The sequence below is a fragment of the Rhizobium sp. BK313 genome (assembly GCF_014193655.1).
Classification (GTDB): domain Bacteria; phylum Pseudomonadota; class Alphaproteobacteria; order Rhizobiales; family Rhizobiaceae; genus Rhizobium.
This window is the reverse complement of record NZ_JACHZQ010000005.1, coordinates 502,446-523,021: the sequence shown is the minus strand read 5'-3', so window position 1 is coordinate 523,021 and position 20,576 is coordinate 502,446. Positions and strand designations below refer to the sequence as shown.

20 protein-coding genes are annotated in these 20,576 nt (G+C 57.8%); 10 read left to right on the top strand and 10 right to left on the bottom strand.

The window, feature by feature from the left end:
• Positions 1-64: 64 nt before the first annotated feature.
• From FHT86_RS25910 to FHT86_RS25885, 6 genes are all read right to left on the bottom strand, one after another.
• The gene (locus FHT86_RS25910; protein WP_246779645.1) at positions 65-577 is read right to left on the bottom strand and encodes a GNAT family N-acetyltransferase; all 513 of its coding nucleotides are present in this window, start codon (positions 575-577) and stop codon (positions 65-67) included.
• Positions 552-1,313, bottom strand: coding sequence for an amino acid ABC transporter ATP-binding protein (locus FHT86_RS25905; RefSeq protein ID WP_133708802.1), 762 nt, complete (start codon positions 1,311-1,313; stop codon positions 552-554). The genes FHT86_RS25910 and FHT86_RS25905 overlap by 26 nt, the downstream gene beginning before the upstream one ends.
• The gene (locus FHT86_RS25900) at positions 1,310-1,990 is read right to left on the bottom strand and encodes an amino acid ABC transporter permease (protein WP_133709264.1); all 681 of its coding nucleotides are present in this window, start codon (positions 1,988-1,990) and stop codon (positions 1,310-1,312) included. Before FHT86_RS25900 ends, FHT86_RS25905 begins: the two co-directional genes overlap by 4 nt.
• Before the next feature lie 78 nt (positions 1,991-2,068).
• On the bottom strand, positions 2,069-2,842 hold the full coding sequence (locus FHT86_RS25895) for an amino acid ABC transporter substrate-binding protein (RefSeq protein ID WP_133708803.1): 774 nt from the start codon (positions 2,840-2,842) through the stop codon (positions 2,069-2,071).
• 284 nt (positions 2,843-3,126) lie between these two features.
• Complete coding sequence (locus FHT86_RS25890) at positions 3,127-5,028, bottom strand: acyltransferase family protein (protein ID WP_133708804.1); 1,902 nt, start codon at positions 5,026-5,028, stop codon at positions 3,127-3,129.
• Between the two features lie 338 nt (positions 5,029-5,366).
• Positions 5,367-6,293: a DMT family transporter gene (locus FHT86_RS25885; protein ID WP_133708805.1), complete on the bottom strand. Its 927-nt coding sequence runs from the start codon at positions 6,291-6,293 to the stop codon at positions 5,367-5,369.
• Between the two features lie 253 nt (positions 6,294-6,546).
• Between FHT86_RS25885 and FHT86_RS25880 the strand changes: the two genes are divergently transcribed.
• Together FHT86_RS25880 and ispG are read left to right on the top strand one after the other, a co-directional pair.
• Positions 6,547-7,746: an MFS transporter gene (locus FHT86_RS25880; protein ID WP_133708806.1), complete on the top strand. Its 1,200-nt coding sequence runs from the start codon at positions 6,547-6,549 to the stop codon at positions 7,744-7,746.
• A gap of 128 nt (positions 7,747-7,874) precedes the next feature.
• The gene (gene ispG, locus FHT86_RS25875) at positions 7,875-9,128 is read left to right on the top strand and encodes a flavodoxin-dependent (E)-4-hydroxy-3-methylbut-2-enyl-diphosphate synthase (RefSeq protein WP_133708807.1); all 1,254 of its coding nucleotides are present in this window, start codon (positions 7,875-7,877) and stop codon (positions 9,126-9,128) included.
• Positions 9,129-9,248: 120 nt separating this feature from the next.
• Here the strand turns inward: ispG and FHT86_RS25870 are convergent, their stop codons facing one another.
• Positions 9,249-9,890, bottom strand: a complete 642-nt coding sequence (locus FHT86_RS25870) for a LysE family translocator (RefSeq protein WP_133708808.1) — start codon at positions 9,888-9,890, stop codon at positions 9,249-9,251.
• 513 nt (positions 9,891-10,403) lie between these two features.
• Here FHT86_RS25870 and cmoA point away from each other — a divergent pair.
• On the top strand, positions 10,404-11,165 hold the full coding sequence (cmoA, locus tag FHT86_RS25865; RefSeq protein WP_133708809.1) for a carboxy-S-adenosyl-L-methionine synthase CmoA: 762 nt from the start codon (positions 10,404-10,406) through the stop codon (positions 11,163-11,165).
• A 16-nt stretch (positions 11,166-11,181) separates the two neighbouring features.
• Positions 11,182-11,928 carry an isoprenylcysteine carboxylmethyltransferase family protein gene (locus FHT86_RS25860; protein ID WP_133708810.1) on the top strand — a complete coding sequence of 249 codons (747 nt, stop codon included), beginning with the start codon at positions 11,182-11,184 and terminating at the stop codon, positions 11,926-11,928.
• A gap of 171 nt (positions 11,929-12,099) precedes the next feature.
• On the opposite strand, the gene FHT86_RS25855 is transcribed toward FHT86_RS25860, so the two are convergent.
• Both FHT86_RS25855 and FHT86_RS25850 read right to left on the bottom strand, forming a co-directional pair.
• Positions 12,100-13,731: a GMC oxidoreductase gene (locus tag FHT86_RS25855; protein ID WP_133708811.1), complete on the bottom strand. Its 1,632-nt coding sequence runs from the start codon at positions 13,729-13,731 to the stop codon at positions 12,100-12,102.
• A gap of 322 nt (positions 13,732-14,053) precedes the next feature.
• Positions 14,054-14,968, bottom strand: a complete 915-nt coding sequence (locus tag FHT86_RS25850) for a polyprenyl synthetase family protein (RefSeq protein ID WP_133708812.1) — start codon at positions 14,966-14,968, stop codon at positions 14,054-14,056.
• A 179-nt stretch (positions 14,969-15,147) separates the two neighbouring features.
• Here FHT86_RS25850 and mtgA point away from each other — a divergent pair, with 179 nt between their 5' ends.
• The 5 genes from mtgA to FHT86_RS25825 all read left to right on the top strand — a co-directional run bounded on the left by mtgA (position 15,148) and on the right by FHT86_RS25825 (position 18,311).
• Positions 15,148-15,894 carry a monofunctional biosynthetic peptidoglycan transglycosylase gene (gene mtgA / locus FHT86_RS25845; protein ID WP_183868922.1) on the top strand — a complete coding sequence of 249 codons (747 nt, stop codon included), beginning with the start codon at positions 15,148-15,150 and terminating at the stop codon, positions 15,892-15,894.
• Between the two features lie 97 nt (positions 15,895-15,991).
• The gene (locus FHT86_RS25840) at positions 15,992-16,714 is read left to right on the top strand and encodes a DUF1868 domain-containing protein (protein ID WP_133708813.1); all 723 of its coding nucleotides are present in this window, start codon (positions 15,992-15,994) and stop codon (positions 16,712-16,714) included.
• A 12-nt stretch (positions 16,715-16,726) separates the two neighbouring features.
• Positions 16,727-17,374, top strand: coding sequence for a glutathione S-transferase family protein (locus FHT86_RS25835; RefSeq protein WP_133708814.1), 648 nt, complete (start codon positions 16,727-16,729; stop codon positions 17,372-17,374).
• Between the two features lie 179 nt (positions 17,375-17,553).
• Positions 17,554-17,739 (top strand): 50S ribosomal protein L32, encoded by a 186-nt coding sequence (gene rpmF / locus FHT86_RS25830; RefSeq protein ID WP_003543812.1) that lies wholly within the window; start codon positions 17,554-17,556, stop codon positions 17,737-17,739.
• Between the two features lie 164 nt (positions 17,740-17,903).
• Positions 17,904-18,311 (top strand): hypothetical protein, encoded by a 408-nt coding sequence (locus tag FHT86_RS25825; protein ID WP_133708815.1) that lies wholly within the window; start codon positions 17,904-17,906, stop codon positions 18,309-18,311.
• A 169-nt stretch (positions 18,312-18,480) separates the two neighbouring features.
• Here FHT86_RS25825 and phaR read toward each other — a convergent pair whose 3' ends face one another.
• Positions 18,481-19,053 (bottom strand): polyhydroxyalkanoate synthesis repressor PhaR, encoded by a 573-nt coding sequence (gene phaR, locus FHT86_RS25820; protein ID WP_133708816.1) that lies wholly within the window; start codon positions 19,051-19,053, stop codon positions 18,481-18,483.
• Between the two features lie 238 nt (positions 19,054-19,291).
• Here phaR and FHT86_RS25815 point away from each other — a divergent pair, with 238 nt between their 5' ends.
• Positions 19,292-20,473: an acetyl-CoA C-acetyltransferase gene (locus tag FHT86_RS25815; RefSeq protein WP_133708817.1), complete on the top strand. Its 1,182-nt coding sequence runs from the start codon at positions 19,292-19,294 to the stop codon at positions 20,471-20,473.
• Positions 20,474-20,576: the final 103 nt, after the last annotated feature.

The window sequence follows — 20,576 nt, the reverse complement described above, 5'->3', positions numbered from 1 at the left end:
CAGCGGCCTTGTTTGAGGGCAGGAAGCGGCCTAATCCCAACATTCAAGCCCGGCGTGTTGCGCGCTATCCAACTGATTTGCGCATATGGACGATGAAGCTGCCCTTGAACGGCTCTTCGCGGTAGATCTCGTAGCCGATCTTCAGGTAGAGTTGCACGTTTTCGGCAAAGCGCTTGTTGGTATAGAGCCGGATCTCCTTGTGTCCCAGCGATGCCGCGACCTGTTCGGCATGGGCGAGCAGCTTTCGGCCAAGGCCCCGGCCCTGATGAGCGGGCGATACGGCCACGTTCTCGATCAGCAGATGGTCGGCTTGCGGGATCATTTCGATCAGCGCGGCGAGTGCGCCGTCGCTGTCGAGCAGGTCGATGCGGTGGCTGCGGACGGCCTCGGTGTAGTCGGCGGTCATCGGCAGCGGTTCGCGGCCGATAAGCGGCACCCATTTCGAATATGCGTCCCGCGTTAGCGAGCGGATGGCTTCGACGTCTGCCGCGGTCGCCGGCCGCAGTGAGAAGGTTGCGCTCATGATCGCCTTGGCCGCGAAGATCGTGATCTCATATGTCGTAGGTGTGCCCTGCATTCAGCGTCGAGATGAACTGCTTCGTCCGCTCCTGTGTCGGGGCGCCGAAAATGGCACGGGAGGGGCCGGTTTCGACGATGTTGCCGGCCTCGAGAAAGACAACACTGGTGGCGATCTTCGAGGCAAGGCGCAGGTCATGCGTCGCCATCACCATGGTTGTGCCCTCGTTGGCGAGCCGGCCGAGAACGTCGACGACTTCGGCCGCGAGCTCGGGGTCGAGTGCCGAGGTCGGCTCGTCGCAGAGGAGAACGCGAGGCGAGGGGGCCAGCGCACGAGCGATCGCCACGCGCTGCTGTTGTCCACCCGACAGCGTCGATGGCCAGGCGTCCATCTTGTGCGCCATGCCGACCTTGGTCAAAAGCTCGACCGCGCGGGCTCGCGCCCTGTCAGCCGGCCAGCGCAATACGGTCACCAAGCCTTCCATGACATTCTCGATTGCCGTCTGGTGCGGAAAGAGTTGGAAATTCTGGAAGACCATGCCGGTCTGCCGGCGGATTTTCTGGATGTCCTGCCAGACGGTCTTCTTGCCAGGTAGGAAGGTGGCCGTCTCTTCGCCGATGCGGATCGTGCCTGACGTCGGTATTTCCAGAAGGTTGATGCAGCGCAGCAGCGTGCTCTTGCCGCCGCCGGAAGGGCCGACGAGCGCCGTCACCGTACCTTCCGGGATCAGCAGGCTGATGTCTCTCAGGATGACATTGTCGCCGAAGCGTTTTTCGATATGCGACAGCTCGATCATGTCCGCGCCTCCAGCGTGCCGCCATAGCGGGCGAAACGGCGTTCAAGAGAGACCTGCAGCGTCGACAGGAACGAACTCATGACGAGGTAGATCAGGGCCGCTTCGATATAGAGGATCAGCGGCTCATAGGTCGTCGCCACGATGCGCTGTGCGGCCTGGAACAGTTCCGGCACGGTGATTGCGGCTGCAAGCGAGGTGTCCTTGACCAGCGAGATGAAGGTGTTCGACAGCGGCGGCACGGCAACGCGCGCGGCCTGCGGCAGGATGGTGCGGCTCATCGCCTGCCGCCAGCTCATGCCGATGGAATAGGCCGCTTCCCATTGACCCTTGGGCACCGAGGAGATGACGGCACGGATGATCTCGGATGTGTAGGCGCCAACGCTCAGCGTGAAACCGATGACGGCGGCAGGGAAGGCGTCGAGCAGAATGCCGAGGCTCGGCAGGCCGTAGAAGATGACGAAGAGCTGCACCAGCAGCGGCGTGCCGCGGATCACCCAGACATAAAAGCGTGCGATTGCGGCGAGCGGGCGCGGGCCGAAAAGCCGCGTGACGGCGGTGAGCAGGCCGAGCAGCAAGCCGAGAACGAAGGTGATCAGGGTGAGCGGGATGGTGAAGACAAGTCCCGCCCAAAGCAGCGAGCCCAGTGAGTCCCACATCAATTGCGACCAGTGCTGCACGAAGCGGCCTTTCAATAAGAGAATGCGTCCAGGAATGACCCCAGACGCATCTTTTTCACAATTTGGCGGCGATGCCTATTATTTGGAAACGTCCTGGCCGAAGTATTTCTGGGAAATCTTGGCATAGGTGCCGTCAGCCTTGATGTCGGCCAGCGCCTTGTTGATGGCGGCCTGCAGCTCCGGCTCGCCCTTGCGGATGATGGCGGCGGAATAATCGGCATTGGCCTGCTGGGCGACGATCTTCACCGGTGCGTCCGGCTTGTGCTTCTTGAAATCGAAGAAGGACAGGCTGTCGTTGATGGTGGCATCGGCGCGGCCGGTCAGCACGAGCTGGATCGACTGGTCGAAACCATCCGTGCCAACGAGTTCGGCGCCGGACTGTTCGGCGAGCTTGCCGAAGTTGCTGGTCAGCGACTGTGCAGCCTTCTTGCCCTTGAGATCGGCGAAGTCCTTGATGTCGCTGTTGCTATCCTTGACGATCAGCACGGCCTTGGAGGCGATGTAGGGATCGGAGAAGTCGTACTTCTGCTTGCGGGCATCGGTAACGCCGACTTCGTTGATCACTGTGTCATAGCGGTTGGCGTCGAGGCCGGCGATCAGGCCGTCCCACTTGCCTTCCAGAAACTGCGCCTTGACGCCGAGCTTAGCGGCGACGGCTTCGGCGATCTCAACGTCGAAGCCAACGAGCTTGCCGCTTTCGTCGTGATAGGTGAACGGGGCATAGGTGCCCTCAGTCCCCACTTTCAGGACGCCGGCGGACTGGATGGCCTTCAAGTTATCGCCGGCATGGGCGGGCAGCAGGAATGCAGCCTGGACGAGGGCGGCAGCGGCGACAGTCTTCAACCAGTTCATTGTTTTCTCCCGTTTCTTGAGCGGTTCAATCGATGCCGCATACATTGCAGAAAAACTGGGGCAATGAAGCGTAGAAAACTGCAAAAGAAATGGGCAATTGCGAATATTTTTCTCAAAGGGTTGAGGTTTCGTGATTTTGCCACCGCGCAGGTAAGAGGTATCCGGGCAAGCCGTCGTAATGGTGTGGGTGAACCACGAGGAAGCAAGTCGATGGATCGCCGACTAAATCGACAACATTGGCCTAGAGAAGGCATCGTGCTCCCCGCAACGCCACCCCAATGACATTAGTTGTTATACGCACTTTTATAAGAAAGTGGAAAATATCGTTTTACCACCAAAGCGCTGCCGAAATCCGAAAAATGTCCAGAATCAAAGTATACAAATTGCCCGTCTATAATATAATTACAGTTTCCGCCTGAACACAAATTTGCAATTGGATCAACAAAAGTCGCGCCTTTGGATACAGACCTCAGTTGTTCATTGAAGTTCGCCTCAATTACAGTGGGCCACGAAGACGACGCTTCTCCTAACGCAGCTTTTTCAAATCCAATGACCCTCACGTCCGTAACGAACATCGGCGATTGACCTATTACGGTTACGTCCACCCCCAGCGCCTTGAGGGTCGATATCGTATCTTGAAGCAAATCCAGACCTCTGACACGTAGATCCACCCACCTCCCCGAAAGAATGACGTGCTTCACATTGAGCGTCTTGATGAGGTTTAGCGCGTTGCGGTTAAATTGCTGGCAGTTGGGTCTGGCATAGGAATAGTAGGCGAGTACCGGTGGACAGCCCGCATAGGTGTACTCGTAAATCTGTAGAGACGTTTGGCCAGCGTTCGCGACAATACCCGGGACATAGTGGGCGGCGTACGAGTCACCCCAGAGAAAAGCGACGTCGCCCGAGGTTTTCGTCAATTGGCAGTTTTCCGGCTTCCAGTTCTTAAACTCGTCTCCATTCTCGAAGAAGCATCTGTCATTTCGCCAGGTCTGGTCTTCGCCGGCCGCTACCGCCTGCGGTTTTTTCTTTAGGTGCAGCATCTCCGCCTGTGCCTCATAGGCGGGAAAGCGATTGGGGAAGCCGCCAGCGGCGATTGTTCCGTATGCAACCGCGAAAGCGGCAAAAAGCCCCGTCGCGGCTGATGCAAACACTTTGCCGCGGGACGAAATAATTTCCCTTCCACGGAAAGGTCGTTCCACGAACCACCACGAACAAACGGCCAAAACGTAACTCGACACAATGATGAAAATTGCATCGAGCGCTCCCGGTTCGCGCAGCGTGACATAGCGCAAGAATACCGCGATGGGCCAGTGCGCCAGATACAGGGAATAGGATATCTTGCCGGTGAATACGAAGGGTTTCGTCGACAGTAACCTGGCAACGATCGATTGCTTGGCTCCGCCGGTGTAAATCAAGATGACCGCACCGATGCAGGGCAACGCTGCAGAGAGGCCCGGAAATGGCGTCGCTGCCGAATAGGTGAAAACTGCAATCACGATTGCCAAAAATCCGGCAATTGCCAGCAGGTTATTTATCAAATTCGGCAGAGTGCTTTGTCTGCCCCAGATAGCCAGAAGCGCGCCGAGCAAAAGCTCCCAGCATCTCGTTGGCAGGAGAAAGAAATTGGCTGTTGGAGCAACGTCGGTTGCATATACGCTAAGGGCAAATGATGCGGCTGCGACAGCAGCGAAAGCCGTGAGACGGAGACCGCCGCGCCACCGGTGAAGCAGCCACATCGCGAGCGGCATAAAGATATAAAACTGTTCTTCGACCGAGAGCGACCATGTGTGCAACAGCGGACGAAGCAGAGCGCTGTCTTCAAAATATCCGGAAAATTTCCAAAAATAGAAATTGGAAATAAATAATGCAACGCTCGCCATACTCTTGGAATAGTCGATGAAAAATGACGGTAAAAATAAGAGTGACGCGAACAAGGTTGTCAAAAGCAGATAGAAGAAAAGGGCGGGGAGAATGCGTCTTGCTCTCCTTTCGTAGAATCCCACTATGGAAAAGCGCCCGGCTTTGAGATCGTCTTCAATTATGGTCGTAATCAAAAAACCTGAGATGACGAAGAATATATCGACGCCGATAAAGCCTCCCGAAAACCCGGACAAGCCAGAGTGAAAAAACACTACAGGCAAGACGGCCATAGTTCTGAGGCCATCTATTTCGGGTCGATACTTCATTGGGATCCGATGCTTTCACGAGAACTACCAGAAACTGGTATTCGGGTTACTGAAGGCATTCAGTATGTTAAATGCTGATCGCACGAAATCGCTGATAGCAGCGTGACCCAAGAGAGTGGGCTTGTCCAGTCATCACCCTAATGACTTTGCCGGAAGTCATGTCGCCATAAGGTGAAGGGAGAGCTTAGATACATGCCCATGGTGGCGGGTAAAATGCAGCTTTTGATTGAATCTCAGCGTTGGCGAGTCCCGATCAACAAGCCGTCGGATACAGGCTGGAGGCTGCGTTTTCGGAAAGTTGCCGTCTGCTATAATGACGCTTGCCGCCGACCGCTGCTTCACTCGCCTGAATGCGGCACCGGAGAGCGTTCTGCGCGATCGTGATCCTGCTTCGTTAAAGCCGCCGGCACCCGTCGCAACCGTTCGCTGACGATGATGATCAGCCCGGCGCCGAGGATCAGGACGGCGCCGACGAAGGTGTTGATCTTGGGAATATCGCCCCAGATCAGAAAGCCGAGAAGGAAGGCCCAGACGAGCGAGGTATATTCGAACGGCGCCAAAACCGAGACCGGCGCCTGCCGCATGCCTTCGAACAGCGCCAACTGCGCCACGCCGGCAATCGCGCCGGTGCTGAAAAGCAGGACTAGTTCGTAAGTCGTCGGCGTTTTCCAGTGCAGAATGGCCATCGTGCCCGTCAGCAGGATGAAGATGATATTGGAGACGGCCATCTGGATATGGCTTTTTTCGTGCAGTGCAGTCTTGCGCAGGAGCACCATGCCGGTCGCCCAAAGCACAGCCGCCTGCAGCGCCAGATAGACCGGCCAGGAAATCGATAGGCCGACCGGATTGGAGGCGATCACCACCCCGCAGAAGCCGACGCCGACGGCCATCCAGCGGGCGACGGTGACCTTCTCGCGCAGCACGATGGTCGCAAGAATTGTCCCGACGATCGGGGCTGCGTAGTAGAGCGTGGTGACTTCTGCGAGCTGCAGGTAGCGCGCGGCGGAATAATAGGAGGTCCAGGCGACCACCAGCAGAATGCTGCGCACGATCATGGGCTTGATGATCGGCGAGCGCGCCACCTTTTGCGCCAGCGATGGACCCTCGAAGATGAAGCAGCCGGCGAGGATGGTACAGCTTCGCCAGAACAGGATCTGCCAGACCGGAATGGTGACGACGAGCAATTTCACCACCGAGTCGTGGGCGGTGAACAGCATGTAGGCAAACACCGTAAGCAGGATGCCGTAGCTGACAGGGTTTTTCACGGAAGCACCATGGGGATGGCTCGAGGCGGGCCGGTCGAAGATTCTTTAAGGCTCAACCGATAGGAGGCTACTTTTTTGCCGTCAATAGGCCATATGGGCAAGGTAGGTGGGTCGGGAAATATTATTTGCGGTTGTGGCTTCGTTGCCTCCGTTTTAACAGATGGAGACGAAATGTGACCGATGTCCCTCTTTTCGGATATTGAGATTTCAATCGATTTAAATATTCTGCGCGCACCGATTTGGGGGATTTCTTATGGATGATATGACGCAATCCGAGAGCTTTCACGCTCGCAGAAGCGGATTCTTCACAAAATCGCGCGCAGCCGTTTCCCTGCTGTTTTTGATGAACGGCTTCACGGTCGGCTGTTGGGCGCCGAAGATTCCGGAGTTCGCCGAAAGGCTGCAACTCACCAAATTCGAACTCGGCCTGATGATCCTGGTTTTCGGCCTGGGGTCGCTGGTGATGATGCCGATGGCCGGTGCGCAGATTGCCGGGCGCGGCTCGAAGATCGTCGTCAAGGCTTTTGCCGTGTTGTTGCTGCCGATGCTGCTCGCCTTGACCATTACCCAGAGTGTTTGGACCGCGGCGATCGCCATCTTCCTGTTCGGTGGCTTCATCGGCGCGATGGACGTGGCGATGAACGCCAATGCCGTCTCTGTCGAGCAGTCGATGCATCGCGCGATCATGTCGTCGTGCCATGCGTTCTGGAGCCTCGGTGGCTTGATAGGCTCGGCGATCGGCGGCTTTCTGATCTCGCATTGGGGCGTCCTCGGTCATGCCGAAGCCGCAACCGCGCTTTCCGTCCTCTTCCTGGCCGTCGCCTGGCCGATGATCCTCAGCGACCAGCCGCATCCGGACGAGGCGAAGCCAAAGGCGCGCTTGCCTTTGATCCCGTTGCCTTGGCTGCTCGGCATGATGGCGCTGTTCTGCATGATCCCGGAAGGTGCCGTGCTCGACTGGAGCGCGCTCTATCTCAGCCAGGAAAAGGCAGCATCGGTGACACTGTCGGGTTTCGGTTTCGCCGCCTTCTCGCTCACCATGGCGACAATGCGCTTTGCCGGCGATTTCGTCCGCGATCGGCTGGGCGCCGTCAAGACGCTGCGTGTCTGCACGGTCTTTGCGATCGTCGGCATGCTGCTTGCGGCGCTGGCGCCGAATGCGATACTCGCCATTATCGGCTTCGCACTGTGCGGCATCGGCATTTCCAACATGGTGCCGATCGCCTTTTCGGCTGCCGGCAATATTCCGGGGCTGCAGCCGGGCATCGGCATCTCCGTCGTTACCACCATGGGCTATTCCGGCATGCTGGTCGCTCCTTCCGCGATCGGTTTCGCTGCCGAACATGTCGGTTTTTCGCCGGTTTTGATGGCGCTGCCGGTTCTGTTGCTCGTCGTGCTGGCACTTTCGTCTCTGGCGCGTTACGCCGACGGCATCGGCCGCAGCTCGCATTAATTTGGTCGCTTTCAGCTGCTATCGCCGTGCTCCTGCCTGAGCAAAAGTGATGCCCGGAGCGGTTGACAACGACCGTTCCGTGATCCACCTGAAAGGCACCCATTTCCCGAGGCTAACGAGAGTTCTCCATGTCGTCCGCCAGTGATTTCGATCCGAAGCCGCGCCGTTCCTCCGTCGCCGTCGATGTCGGCGGCGTTATCGTCGGCGGCGGCGCGCCTGTGGTCGTGCAGTCCATGACCAATACCGATACCGCCGATGTCGATTCGACGGTTGCGCAGGTCGCGGCCCTCTACAGGGCCGGTTCGGAGCTGGTGCGCATCACCGTCGATCGCGACGAAAGTGCCGCTGCCGTGCCGAAGATCCGCGAACGGCTGCTGCGCCTCGGCATGGACGTGCCGCTGATCGGCGATTTCCACTATATCGGCCATAAGCTGCTAGCGGACCACCCCGCTTGCGCCGAGGCGCTGGCGAAATACCGCATCAATCCTGGCAATGTCGGCTTCAAGGACAAGAAGGACAAGCAGTTCGCCGAGATCATCGAAATGGCGATCCGCTACGACAAGCCGGTGCGCATCGGCGTCAACTGGGGCTCGCTCGACCAGGATCTGCTGACGGCGCTGATGGACAAGAACGCCGCCGAGGGCTCGCCGCTCTCGGCCCGCGAGGTGACGCGCGAGACGATCGTGCAGTCGGCGCTGATCTCGGCCGATCTTGCCGAGGAAATCGGCCTGCCGCGCAATCGCATCATTCTATCGGCCAAGGTCAGCCAGGTGCAGGACCTGATCGCCGTCTATTCCATGCTATCGGAGCGCTCCGACCATGCGCTGCATCTTGGGCTTACCGAGGCGGGCATGGGCAGCAAGGGCATCGTCGCCTCATCCGCCGCCATGGGCTATGTGCTGCAGCACGGTATCGGCGATACCATCCGGGTGTCGCTGACGCCGGAGCCGAACGGCGACCGCACCCGCGAGGTGCAGGTGGCGCAGGAGCTGCTGCAGGTCATGGGTTTCCGCCAATTCGTGCCGGTCGTCGCCGCTTGTCCCGGCTGCGGCCGCACGACGTCGACCGTGTTCCAGGAACTGGCGCAGAACATCCAGAACGACATCCGCAAGAATATGCCGGTCTGGCGCGAGAAATACCCTGGGGTCGAGGCGCTGAATGTTGCCGTCATGGGCTGCATCGTCAACGGCCCCGGCGAGAGCAAGCATGCCGATATCGGCATCTCGCTGCCTGGCACCGGCGAAATGCCTGCCGCCCCCGTCTTCATCGACGGCAAGAAGGCGATGACGCTGCGCGGTCCCAATATCGCTTCGGATTTCGAAGCGCTGGTTGCGGATTATATCGAGAAGCGTTTCGGCCAGAAGAGCGTCGCGGCGGAGTGATCCGCCGCCGGAGCAATTCCAGGAAAAGTGTGAAGCGGTTTTCCGTCCGGAATTTCGGAAAAACAAAAAATAGAGCGCTTCTGCTTTTCCGCGGATAGCTGAAGCGCTCTTGACCTGGCCTCAGATGTTGCTGGCCAGCAGCTTGATGCCGGCGAAACAATAGAAGCCGGCCATGGCGCCCTCGATCCATCGGCGCGCACTCCTGTAGATCTTCAAGGCATGCGGTGTCGAAAACAGCATCGCGTATCCCATGAACACGACAAAGCCGGTTGTGCAGCAGATTGTGATGATCAACACGGCGACAGAGGCCGGTGCGCCCTGCGGCATGCCGAGCGCGATGATGGCGAGCCAGGCGAAGATCGCTTTCGGATTGGTGACGTGGATGCCGTAGCCGCGCAGGATCAGCGACTTGAAGCTTGGGCTTCTTGTTTCTTCCTTGACAGCCGGCAAGTCGCCGCTAGCCCGCACCGCACGAAATGCCTTGTAGGCGAGGTAGAGCAGGTAGAGTCCGCCAAAGACCTTCAGGATCTCCAGCGCCATCGCATAGGTCTGCAACAATGTGGCCAGCCCGGCTGCGGCAGCGATCGCCCACGTCAGCGAGCCGCCGAAGATGCCGAGCGAAATCGTCATGCCCGCCTTGCGACCGTGGGTCATCGACGTCGCGATGATGGCCATGATCGCCGGTCCCGGACTGACGACGGCGATGATATAGGCAACATAGGCCGGCAGGATCTGCGGCAGATAGGCAAGCGCCTCATGCATGGAATAGCTCCGGAGGGATTTTAGGCGGGCGCTGAAATCTGTCATGGAAAAGCCAAAAGGTCACTCAGTTTCCGTGTGATTTCTTGTCACGGTTACATTGTCCGGCCCCTGGCCGTAGCGGTCGGCGTCCGATGGTTCACCCGCCGTCAGGGGGCGTTAAGAGGCTCTTCGCGCAAGGCCCGGATAGGTCATCAGCGCCATCGCCGTTTCCCATGACAGGACCTCCGGCATCCGCGACTCACTCAGCCCAAATTGTCGTCCAGGACTGCTGCCGATAAGCCGGCTATAAGTTTAGATTTTCCTGTTTCTTTGCCAAGCCATTGGACGGAAAGCAAAATTCCTGGAGCCTCGATCCTATTGGCATGAAATCTTGCGTGTATTAGCAGATCCGCTATCCTGATCGATACAGTTTGCATTGCCAATGGCGATCGGCTTCCAAGCCAGTCGCACCGCATTCGAAAAGACGGAAGCGCGCGATATTCCGTTGGTCAGCCGGGGAGCAAACGAAAAAAGATGACAAAAAAGGCGACGAACATAGTGCTGGATATCGAACAAAGGGATGAGTACTTTCGCCGGGAGGACGAAGCATTTGGGGATTTTGCCTTCACAGCCAATGTCGCCAAAGTATTCGACGACATGGTCAGCCGGTCTGTGCCGTATTATGAGGAAATGCAGCGCATGGTCTGCGAATTGGCGCAGGATTTTTCAAAGCCGAATACCAATCTCTACGATATCGGCTGTTCGACCGCGACGACTCTTCTGACGCTGGACCCTCTTTTGGATTCCAGCATACATTTCATCGGTGTCGATAACGCACCCGATATGCTGGAAAAAGCCCGGCAGAAAATCAGGCAGACGGGAACGAACAGGCCGATAGACCTTCAAGTTGCCGATCTCCATCAAGGGCTTTACATGGAGAACGCCAGCGTCGTCACAATGCTGCTGACATTGCAATTCATTCGCCCTCTCTATCGTGAGCGCGTGATGAAAATGATCTATTCGGCGCTGAACGACCAAGGCTGTGTGCTTCTGATCGAAAAGCTCACGAGCGAGGACACGATGTTCAATCGTCTGTTCATCCAGCACTACTACGACTTTAAGCGACGGAATGGCTATTCGGAAATCGAGATTGCCAAGAAACGCGAAGCGTTGGAAAACGTCCTGATCCCCTACCGGCTGGAAGAAAATCTCCAGTTGCTCAAGGAAACCGGATTCCGGAGCGCCGAGGTCTTCTTCCGATGGTATAATTTCTGCGGGATTGTCGCCGTCAAATAACGTGCTGGAAAGACAGATGAAAACAATGATGATATCGATCGGAGAATTTTTCTTCCGGTACCGAAACCAGGCTTTTCCGCTCATCATTATCGCACTGTTCGTGCTGGCTGCGCCATCCTCGGAAATATTCCAAAGCGAAGGCCTCGACCAGGCAAAGGACATCATCGCTGTGATGATTGCGATTTCGGGCCTGGTACTGCGCGCCATGGTTATCGGCTATGCCTATATCAAGCGCGGCGGCCTGAACAAGAAAGTCTATGCGAAAAACCTCGTGACGGAGGGCATGTTCGGCGTCTGCCGCAATCCCCTCTATGTCGGTAACATGCTCATCTATGTCGGGATTTTCCTGCTGCACGGCCATCCGCTCGTAGTGGTCGCCGGGATCACGCTTTTCGCCTTCATGTATCAATGCATCGTCCTTGCAGAAGAGGCCTACCTCGAAGAGAAGTTTGGCGAAGGCTACAGGGCCTATTGCGCTGACGTGCCGCGCTGGATTCCCCAATTCAGCAAGTTTGCCGACGCCACCGAAGGCATGGAATTCAATTTTAAACGTGTGCTTATCAAGGACTATTCAACGATTGCCGCGACCTTGATCACCTTGTCGTTGGTGGAAGTCTACGAACGCCTGGAGCTGCCGAATCCGATGCAATACATCGATTATCTCACTTTTTTGGTCGTCTCCGTCACGGCAGTCGGCATGCTCACCGGCATCGTAAGTTTCTGCAAAAAGCGCGGCATCCTGGCTGAGAAGAAAGCGATCTGAAAACGGCCAAAGAACAAGCCGCCGATCGGATGGTGTGGCTCGCACTACCGTTTGTTAAGGCTTGTTCCTCGAATGCTTGGTTGTGAACCCGGCAGCCTTCACTTCTCTAAGGGCTGTATCGAGCATCGGCTTGAACTCTCCCGATCCATGGCAAGAATGCCGCATTGCCGGCTAGAATACGCTTTCAATCAAATGCTGGGCCAATCTTACGCTGAACGCCATGGCGGTGAGGGTCGGATTTGCTTGCCCCGATGTCGGGAAAACCGAGCTGCTGGCGACGTAAAGATTCTTCAAATCAAAAACCTTAAGGTTCCGATCGACGACGGCCTCGTGCCGGTTTGCACCCATCCGGGTCGTGCCTATCTGATGGGTGCCGTGGCGAGCCGTGGCCAGTATCGCTCCCGACAGCTCGCCGGCGGGTTCCCGAAACCGCAGTTCAGCGCAACCAGAACTTCGAAGCCACTCATTCAGAAGGTGGTGAGCGCGCCCTAACGCGTCGGCGTTCTCTTTGGAGAATTTGATATCGATCTCGAGGCGTGGCAAGCCGAGTGCATCATACTGATGTCCGAGTCGAACATGGCTGTTGCGTTCCGGAAAATGCTCTGAATGAAAATATAGGCCGTAAAGGTGGCGGCGATTTGTAGCGTAAAAGCCCGGCCGTCGAACTGCTGCAAGGTACCGACGATAAATAAACTGCGGAAGAAATGAGAATATCTCAAAAGGATTTTTAACTATATTCTTGACGTGATCTGCATTGTTGACCCGGTGCATTACGTGATGTCTTCGGATGACTTCCGGTGTTAGCTTCCTGCCGAGCGGAGGGAACTTTACCGCGAGATAAGCCATCGACAACAGCGCACTTCCATGACTGGGGTCCGCCACTTGGGAGACGACTGGCCAGAAGGCCACATTTGGGAGCTTGTGGCGCAGAATCTGGTCGTCGGTGGGTATTATCCTTCGGCGAATGTATGATCGATGTTCATCCAGCTCGAAATTGAACGCGGCTTCGATTTCAGGGTTGCGGAAACAGATCTGGCTGGCCTGGCCGAAGAGGTGACTCATGTAATAGCGGCCCAGAGCGCCATGGGCTCCGCCGAACAGGGCAGGTTTGCATCGTTGGAGCGCCAGGAGCAACCGTGTTGTCTCCAGACCGCCCATCGCAAGAACGATGACCTTCGAGGAGATCATGACCTTGGTACCGTCGAGCCGGCTGGCGATGACTTTTTCGACCTTTCCGTCCTCGGAAATCACCAGGTCGGAAACCGTCAGGTTGAGATGAATGTCGAGTTGCTTGTCGTGGAGCGTGTCCGCGAAGACCGATTGGACGAGTTTCGCATTGCGACTGTAGCGTTCGCGCCTGCTCAAGTCGAACTGGCCGCCCTCGCAGTCGAGACGGGGATTCGAATCTTGAAAGATGGAAGCGCCGCAATCCGCATACTGCACGGCGGCATCGTAGTAAGGCACGATGTCGGCGTATTCTATCGGCCATTTTCCATCGTCGAATCGATCAACGAAGTCGACCGGATCGTATGGTACGCATCGTCCGGTCCATAGGTTTGATGTGCCGCCAAGTTGGCGCGAGACGCAAATCCTTATGTCATCATGTAGGTTCGGATCTACGATATGCGCATCGGCGAGCTGTTGAGTTGCTTGCGAAGGCCGTCGCCCGCCTGATTCCACAATCAAAATTCTTAGGTTTGTTTTTCGTAATTCTGATGCGAGTGCCAGGCCGACCGGGCCGGATCCAATGATGCAAACGTCATAGTTATCGCAAGCCGGTTGTGTGGCTTCTTCGAAAATCATGCTCACCCCGATTCACGCATGATGGGAGGACGTAGCGCGTGGGCAATCTATTAATACAGATATTTCTAAATTAGCATGAAAATCCGATATCGCCAGACCTGCAGCTTTGCTTGGTCAGCGCATTTCGCCGACGGGAATAATCCCGGGACCGGCCCTCGAGGATGATGCAGGTTGTTGGAATTACGCGCGTTTGAAGAGGACGAGACTTTCAGTCGGATGCTGCGGCTACGACGCTTCATTCCGCCATGGACTTCACCACGATCGGCCGCGCCGTCTCACAGCCCGACAGACGATCCCAAACGTCATTCCGCTACAAAAGAATTCAGCTCTTGCGGCTGGCAATGAACCGCGCCGTCTCGATCAGGACGGCCGCCTTCTCTCCATAAGGAGACAGCAACTCCGCAGCTTCCGCCACCAGGCGTGCAAGCGTCGTTTCAGCCCAGGCCTGGCCGTGCAGCGCGACTAGCGTGCCTTTGCCGCGGGCGGCGTCCTTGCCGGTGGCCTTGCCCATGGTTGCGGCGTCGGCAGTCAGGTCAAGGAGATCGTCGGCGAGCTGGAAGGCAAGACCAATCTTTTCGCCGAAGATACGCAGCCGCTGACGGTCCTCAGCCGGCGCGCCGGCGATGATGGCGCCTGCTTCGCAGGCAAAGCGGATCAGCGCACCGGTCTTCATGGCCTGCAGCATGGTGATGCCCCGCTCGTCCGGGGTCTCTTTTTCTGCGGCAAGATCGAGGGCCTGGCCGCCGGCCATGCCGCCTATGCCAGCCGCGCGCGACAGCGTCAGCACGAGTTCGATCTTTCGGCCCGCCGGCAGGTCGGTTTCCGGTGCGGCGATGATGTCGAAGGCGTAAGTCAGCAGGCTGTCGCCGGCGAGGATCGCTGTCGCATAGTCGAAGGCGACGTGCACGGTCGGTTGCCCGCGGCGCAGGTCGTCGTCATCCATGGCCGGCAGGTCGTCGTGTACCAGCGAATAGCAATGCACGCATTCGAGCGCCGCGCCGATCCGGAGTGCCGCGTCACCGTCGCCACCGAGAAGTGCTGCAGTCTCCATCACGAGAAACGGCCTCAGCCGCTTGCCGCCGTTCAGCACACCGTGACGCATCGCTTCGAGCAGACGCGTGGGGCGAATGATTTCGCCGTTCTGACGGGCGTCTGCAAGAAGCTGGCTCAGGACAGCCTCAACCTTGCCGGCATTGTCCCTGAGGCGATGTTCGAAGGAGGAATTGGTGCTGTCCATGGCCGCTGTTTGGCATGAGTGCCGGTCGCTGGCAACGAGAATTGTCAACAGCCGGGGTGGGAATCTCGTCGCACTCTGGTCATCGCTGTGTGTAGACGGTATGACAATTGGAGCATTCCTGGCGTTCCTCGGACGCGTGAGGAATGCTCCGGGGTGGAGCAACGGTGGACCTTCAACAATTGGACATATCGACGGACAGCGAAGAGGAAGCCGAGATGCCGCGACGGGCCGGCCGGCTTGCGCGCTTCAAGGGCCGTCCGCTCTGGCAGCGTATCGTTCTTGTCCTCATCGGTTTGATGCTGCTGCCCTACCTGTTCATCCTCCTCTACCTACTGCCGTTCATTCACCCTATTTCAACCTTGATGCTGCGCGATGCCGTCACCTTTCAGGGATATGATCGCCGATGGGTTTCCTTCGATGACATTGCGCCGGTGCTGGTGCAATCGGTCATGGTGTCTGAGGACGGGCAATTCTGTTTTCACGGTGGGGTAGACTGGGGCGAGATGCGCATGCTCGTGCAGGAGACGCTGCGGGGCGAGTCCACGCGGGGTGGCAGCACGATCCCGATGCAGACCTCGAAGAATCTGTTCCTTTGGAACAGCCGCTCCTTCGTGCGCAAGGCGCTGGAACTGCCGCTTGCCGTTTCCTCCTCGTTCGTCTGGTCGAAACGGCGGATGATGGAAATCTATCTAAATATCGCCGAATGGGGGCCGGGCATCTACGGCATAGAGGCGGCGGCACGCTATCATTTCAAGGTGCCCGCCTCGAAATTGACTGCCCGCCAGGCTGCCCTTCTCGCCGTCTCCCTGCCCAATCCGATCGACCGGGTGGCGAGCAAGCCGGGGCGCGGACTGCGCCAGCTCGCTTCGCTGATCCAGCGGCGGGCGAAGAATTCCGGCGAGTACATCAAATGCCTTTATAACTGATATCAGAACTTGTCGTTCGATCGGGTAACCGTCATCTGGCATTCTTGCTTGTGACGTAAGGGCGGGTGATCTGCCAACCAAAACCGGATCTGCCCCCATGAGCATCGATGCCTTCTCGCCCGAACTGCTGAAATATTCCAAGAGCCGCCATCCCGAACCGCCGATCCATCTCGGTACGCGCTATGATCTCTCGGGCAATTTCCAGTACGAGCCGGGCAATACGATCGTCTGCCATGTGGTGGAAGGCTCCGAAACGCAGCGCGCCGTCGTTGCTGCACGGGAAAAATTTCTGGCGATGCCGGAAGCCTCGCAATTCACGTTCACTCCGATTTCCAGCCTGCATATGACGCTGTTTCAGGGTATTATCGAATATCGCCGGACGCGGCCTTATTGGCCGGCGGATATCGCGCTCGATGCGCCGATCGATGAGATGACCGAGATCATGGGGGAGCGCTTGAAAGCCTTTTCCATGCGCGATCCCTTCAAGGTGGCGGTGACGCATGCGCGGCCGAGCGGCCTGCTGGTGGACGGCGCGACGGAGACGGATCGGAAGGTGATGCGGGAGTGGCGCAATGCCCTTGCCGATCTTCTCGGCTATCGCCATCCCGACCACGACGTCTATCCGTTCCACATCACCTTCGCCTATGTCATCGAGCGGCTCAGTGATGTGGCGCTGCCGCGTTGGCAGGCGATGCTGGACGAGGTTGCCGCCGATGTTCGCGCTGCGGCGCCTATTCTCGAGTTGCGCCCGCCGGCCTTTTGTTCGTTCGACGACATGAATCATTTCGAGGAACTTCTGGTACTCGAGTTCCAAAAATAAGAAGGACAAACCATGGACAAGCTGACCCTCTATATCGGAAACAAGAACTATTCCTCCTGGTCGTTTCGACCATGGATCGCCTTGGAGGGCTGCGGCATCGCTTTCGAAGAGGTGCTGATCCCCTTCGATTTTCCGGCCGGCAATCCGCGCATCCGCGAGGTTTCGCCGACGGGAAAGGTGCCGATGCTGGTTCATGACGGCTTCAAGGTTTGGGAATCGCTCGCCATCATCGAATATGTGGCCGAGCTTTTCCCAGACGCCGGCCTCTGGCCCAGGGATCGGCAGGCGCGCGCCACGGCGCGCTCGATCTCCATGGAGATGCTGGCGGGCTTCCGGGCGCTGCGCAATGCCTGCCCTATGAACATCCGGCGTCCGGTCAGCCGGCTCGATCTGCCGGAGGGCGTCATGGACGACGTGGCGCGTATCGAGACGATCTGGCGCGACATGCGCGCCCGCTCCGGCGGCCCATTCCTGTTCGGTGCTTTCTCCGGTGCCGATGCGATGTTTGCGCCGGTCGTCAATCGCCTCGAGGTTTATGATCTCGTCAGCGCCCCCGATACGCTGGACTATATGGCTGCAATGAAAGCACTGCCCGCCTGGCAGAAATGGGAAAAAGCGGCGCGTGAGGAGCCGTGGATCGTGCCGGAGGACGAAGCCTGATCATCGATTCGGCTTTCATCCATCCGAATCCGATGGCGCGGGCAAAAAATGCGGGAAGGGACTGGTCAAAGCCCCTTTAGCCATGTATAAGCCCGCCCAAATTCCGAAATTGATCCATGTCTGTTTCGGCCGCCTGGCTGGCCGCTGATATGTTTCGTCCGCAAAGTGGAGTAACGAGAATGGCTGTACCGAAGAGAAAAACGAGCCCGTCCAAGCGCGGTATGCGCCGCTCGGCTGATGCGCTGAAGGCTCCGACCTATGTCGAAGACAAGAACTCCGGCGAACTGCGTCGCCCGCATCATATCGATCTGAAGACCGGTATGTATCGCGGCCGTCAGGTTCTGACGCCGAAGGAAAGCGCATAATTCAAGCGCTCCCTTAGGGTTGAGATTCAAAGGCTGGCGTTTTGCCGGCCTTTTCTATTTGTCGATTTGGTCCAGCAGGATCCCGCCAGAAAACTGCTTCGCCCCTTCAGGGGTTATGCGCTAAGACTTGCGGCGACTTCAATTCCGGAGAGATGCGCCTCGTCATGATTGTTGCCTTCCCGCTGACGATAGTTCCCCTCGTGCTTTATAATCTGGCCATGATGGGATTGATGGGCGCCGGCGGCATCGATTCCCTCAACGATGTGATGCTTGCTCTTGCTATGCTCTCGGGCGCGACGTGGACGCTGCAGCTTGGCGATCTCTTCATCGCCATCGCTCTGGTCATGCTATTCTTCGAAATCCTGAAGGCTACGCGCAACGGTTCCGGCTCGCTGCTCAATCACATGCTGTCGATGCTGGTGTTCATCGCCTATCTCGTCGAATTCCTGCTGGTCAAGAATGCGGCGACGCAAACTTTCTTCATCCTGATGACCGTCGCCTTCATCGACGTCATCGGCGGATTCACCATTTCGATCCGCTCGGCAGGGCGGGATGTTTCGATCGGGCTGTAGTTGCGACTTACCCCGCCGTCGGGGAAGGGTGGCACGTAAGCGCCAGGTGAGGGGGCGTGACCGGGAAGTTGCCTTTCCGCTCACCACTCGAGGCCTTTGCCGCTTACGCTCCTCGGCCCGCACATTCGCCCTATCGGGCCCCTTCTCCCCGAAGGGAGAAAGGGTTTTCTCACAAACTATCCAGCTTGTTCTGCATCGCGCGTAGCTGTTCCTTCAGCTCGTCGATGTCCTTCGCCTCCGCCTTGCGGCTTTCTTTCGCCGGCGGTTTCATGAAGGGCGAAAACATCTGCATGGCCTGCTGGAACATTTCGGTGTTGCGGCGGACCTGCTCCTCGACCATTTGTATCGGCAGTTGCAGGTTCTTGCCGAGTGGCGTTTCGCCGAAGGCGCGGTCAATCTGCTCGCGCATCTGCACCTGCTGTTCGGTAAAGGCGCGCATGGAATGTTCGAGAAAGCTCGGCACGACCATCTGCATCTGATCGCCGTAATAGGTGATCAGTTGCCTGAGGAATGAAATCGGCAACAGTGTATTTCCGGTCTTCGATTCCTGTTCGAAAATGATCTGCGTCAGAACAGAATGCGTGATCTCTTCGCCGCTTTTCGCATCCTGGACGATAAATTCCTCTCCCTTTTTCACCATCTCCGCCAGGTCATCCAACGTAACGTATGTGCTGGTACCGGTATTGTATAAACGGCGGTTGGCGTATTTCTTGATTACGATCTGGCCCTCATTCTTTGCCATTATCAGTCTCCTGGCCCCGTCTGATTGTATGGAAACTCCTCCACCGCCAAGTGTAGACGCAAAAGAAGCTTGGTGACAATCGGTTTGTGCGATGCGGCAAGCCCTTTCCATTGATTGCATTTTTTGCCGGCGATGACGGCTTCATGAAATCTGGAAGACTAAAATTCTTGTCGTTTGACTCGGGCGCAAAGCTTTGACAGTTTCGCCTTATATATGTTCATCCTGTCAGGAGGCTTCCATGAGCAATCCATCCATCGTCGTCGCCAGTGCCGCTCGCACCGCCGTCGGTTCCTTCAACGGCGCCTTTGCAACCATTCCGGCTCATGAGCTCGGTGCGACCGCCATCAAGGGTGCATTGGAGCGCGCCGGTGTCGACGCCAAGGAAGTCGACGAGGTGATCCTCGGTCAGGTGCTGCAGGCCGGCGAAGGCCAGAACCCCGCCCGCCAGGCCGCAATGAAGGCCGGCGTTGCGCAGGAAGCGACCGCCTGGGGCGTTAACCAGCTCTGCGGCTCCGGCCTGCGCGCCGTTGCGCTTGGCATGCAGCAGATCGCTGCGGGTGACGCTAAGATCATCGTCGCCGGCGGCCAGGAATCCATGTCGATGGCCCCGCATGCTGCCCATCTTCGCGGCGGCACCAAGATGGGCGATATGAAGATGATCGACACGATGATCAAGGACGGCCTGACGGACGCCTTCTACGGTTATCACATGGGCATAACGGCGGAAAATATCGCGCGTCAGTGGCAGCTTTCGCGCGACGACCAGGATCAGTTCGCCGTTTCCTCGCAAAACAAGGCCGAAGCCGCCCAGCTCGCCGGCCGCTTCAAGGACGAGATCGTGCCGTTCATCGTCAAGGGCCGCAAAGGAGACGTCAGCGTCGATGCCGATGAATACATCCGTCATGGCGCGACGCTCGACGGCATGACCAAGCTGCGCCCCGCCTTCGACAAGGAAGGCACGGTAACAGCCGGAAATGCTTCGGGCCTCAATGACGGCGCGGCTGCTGCCGTGCTGATGACCGAGGCGGAGGCATCGCGCCGCGGCATCCAACCGCTCGCCCGCATCGTTTCCTGGGCAACCGCCGGCGTCGATCCGCAGATCATGGGCACAGGGCCGATCCCGGCCTCGCGCAAGGCGCTGGAAAAGGCCGGCTGGTCCGTCGGCGATCTTGACCTGGTCGAGGCCAATGAGGCGTTTGCTGCGCAAGCTTGTGCCGTCAACAAGGATCTCGGCTGGGATACGTCTGTTGTCAACGTCAATGGGGGCGCCATCGCCATCGGCCATCCGATCGGTGCCTCCGGCGCCCGCATCCTCAACACGCTGCTGTTCGAAATGAAGCGTCGCGGTGCCAAGAAAGGTCTTGCCACACTCTGCATTGGTGGCGGCATGGGTGTCGCCATGTGCTTCGAAGCGCTCTAAGCCACTTCGTCGGTCCCCAAACGGTGCGAGATGGTTGTAAATAAGGTCGTGCTAAAATAAATAGCGAGAGAAGGATTAAGCGATTCGAGATCGCCTTATCCCG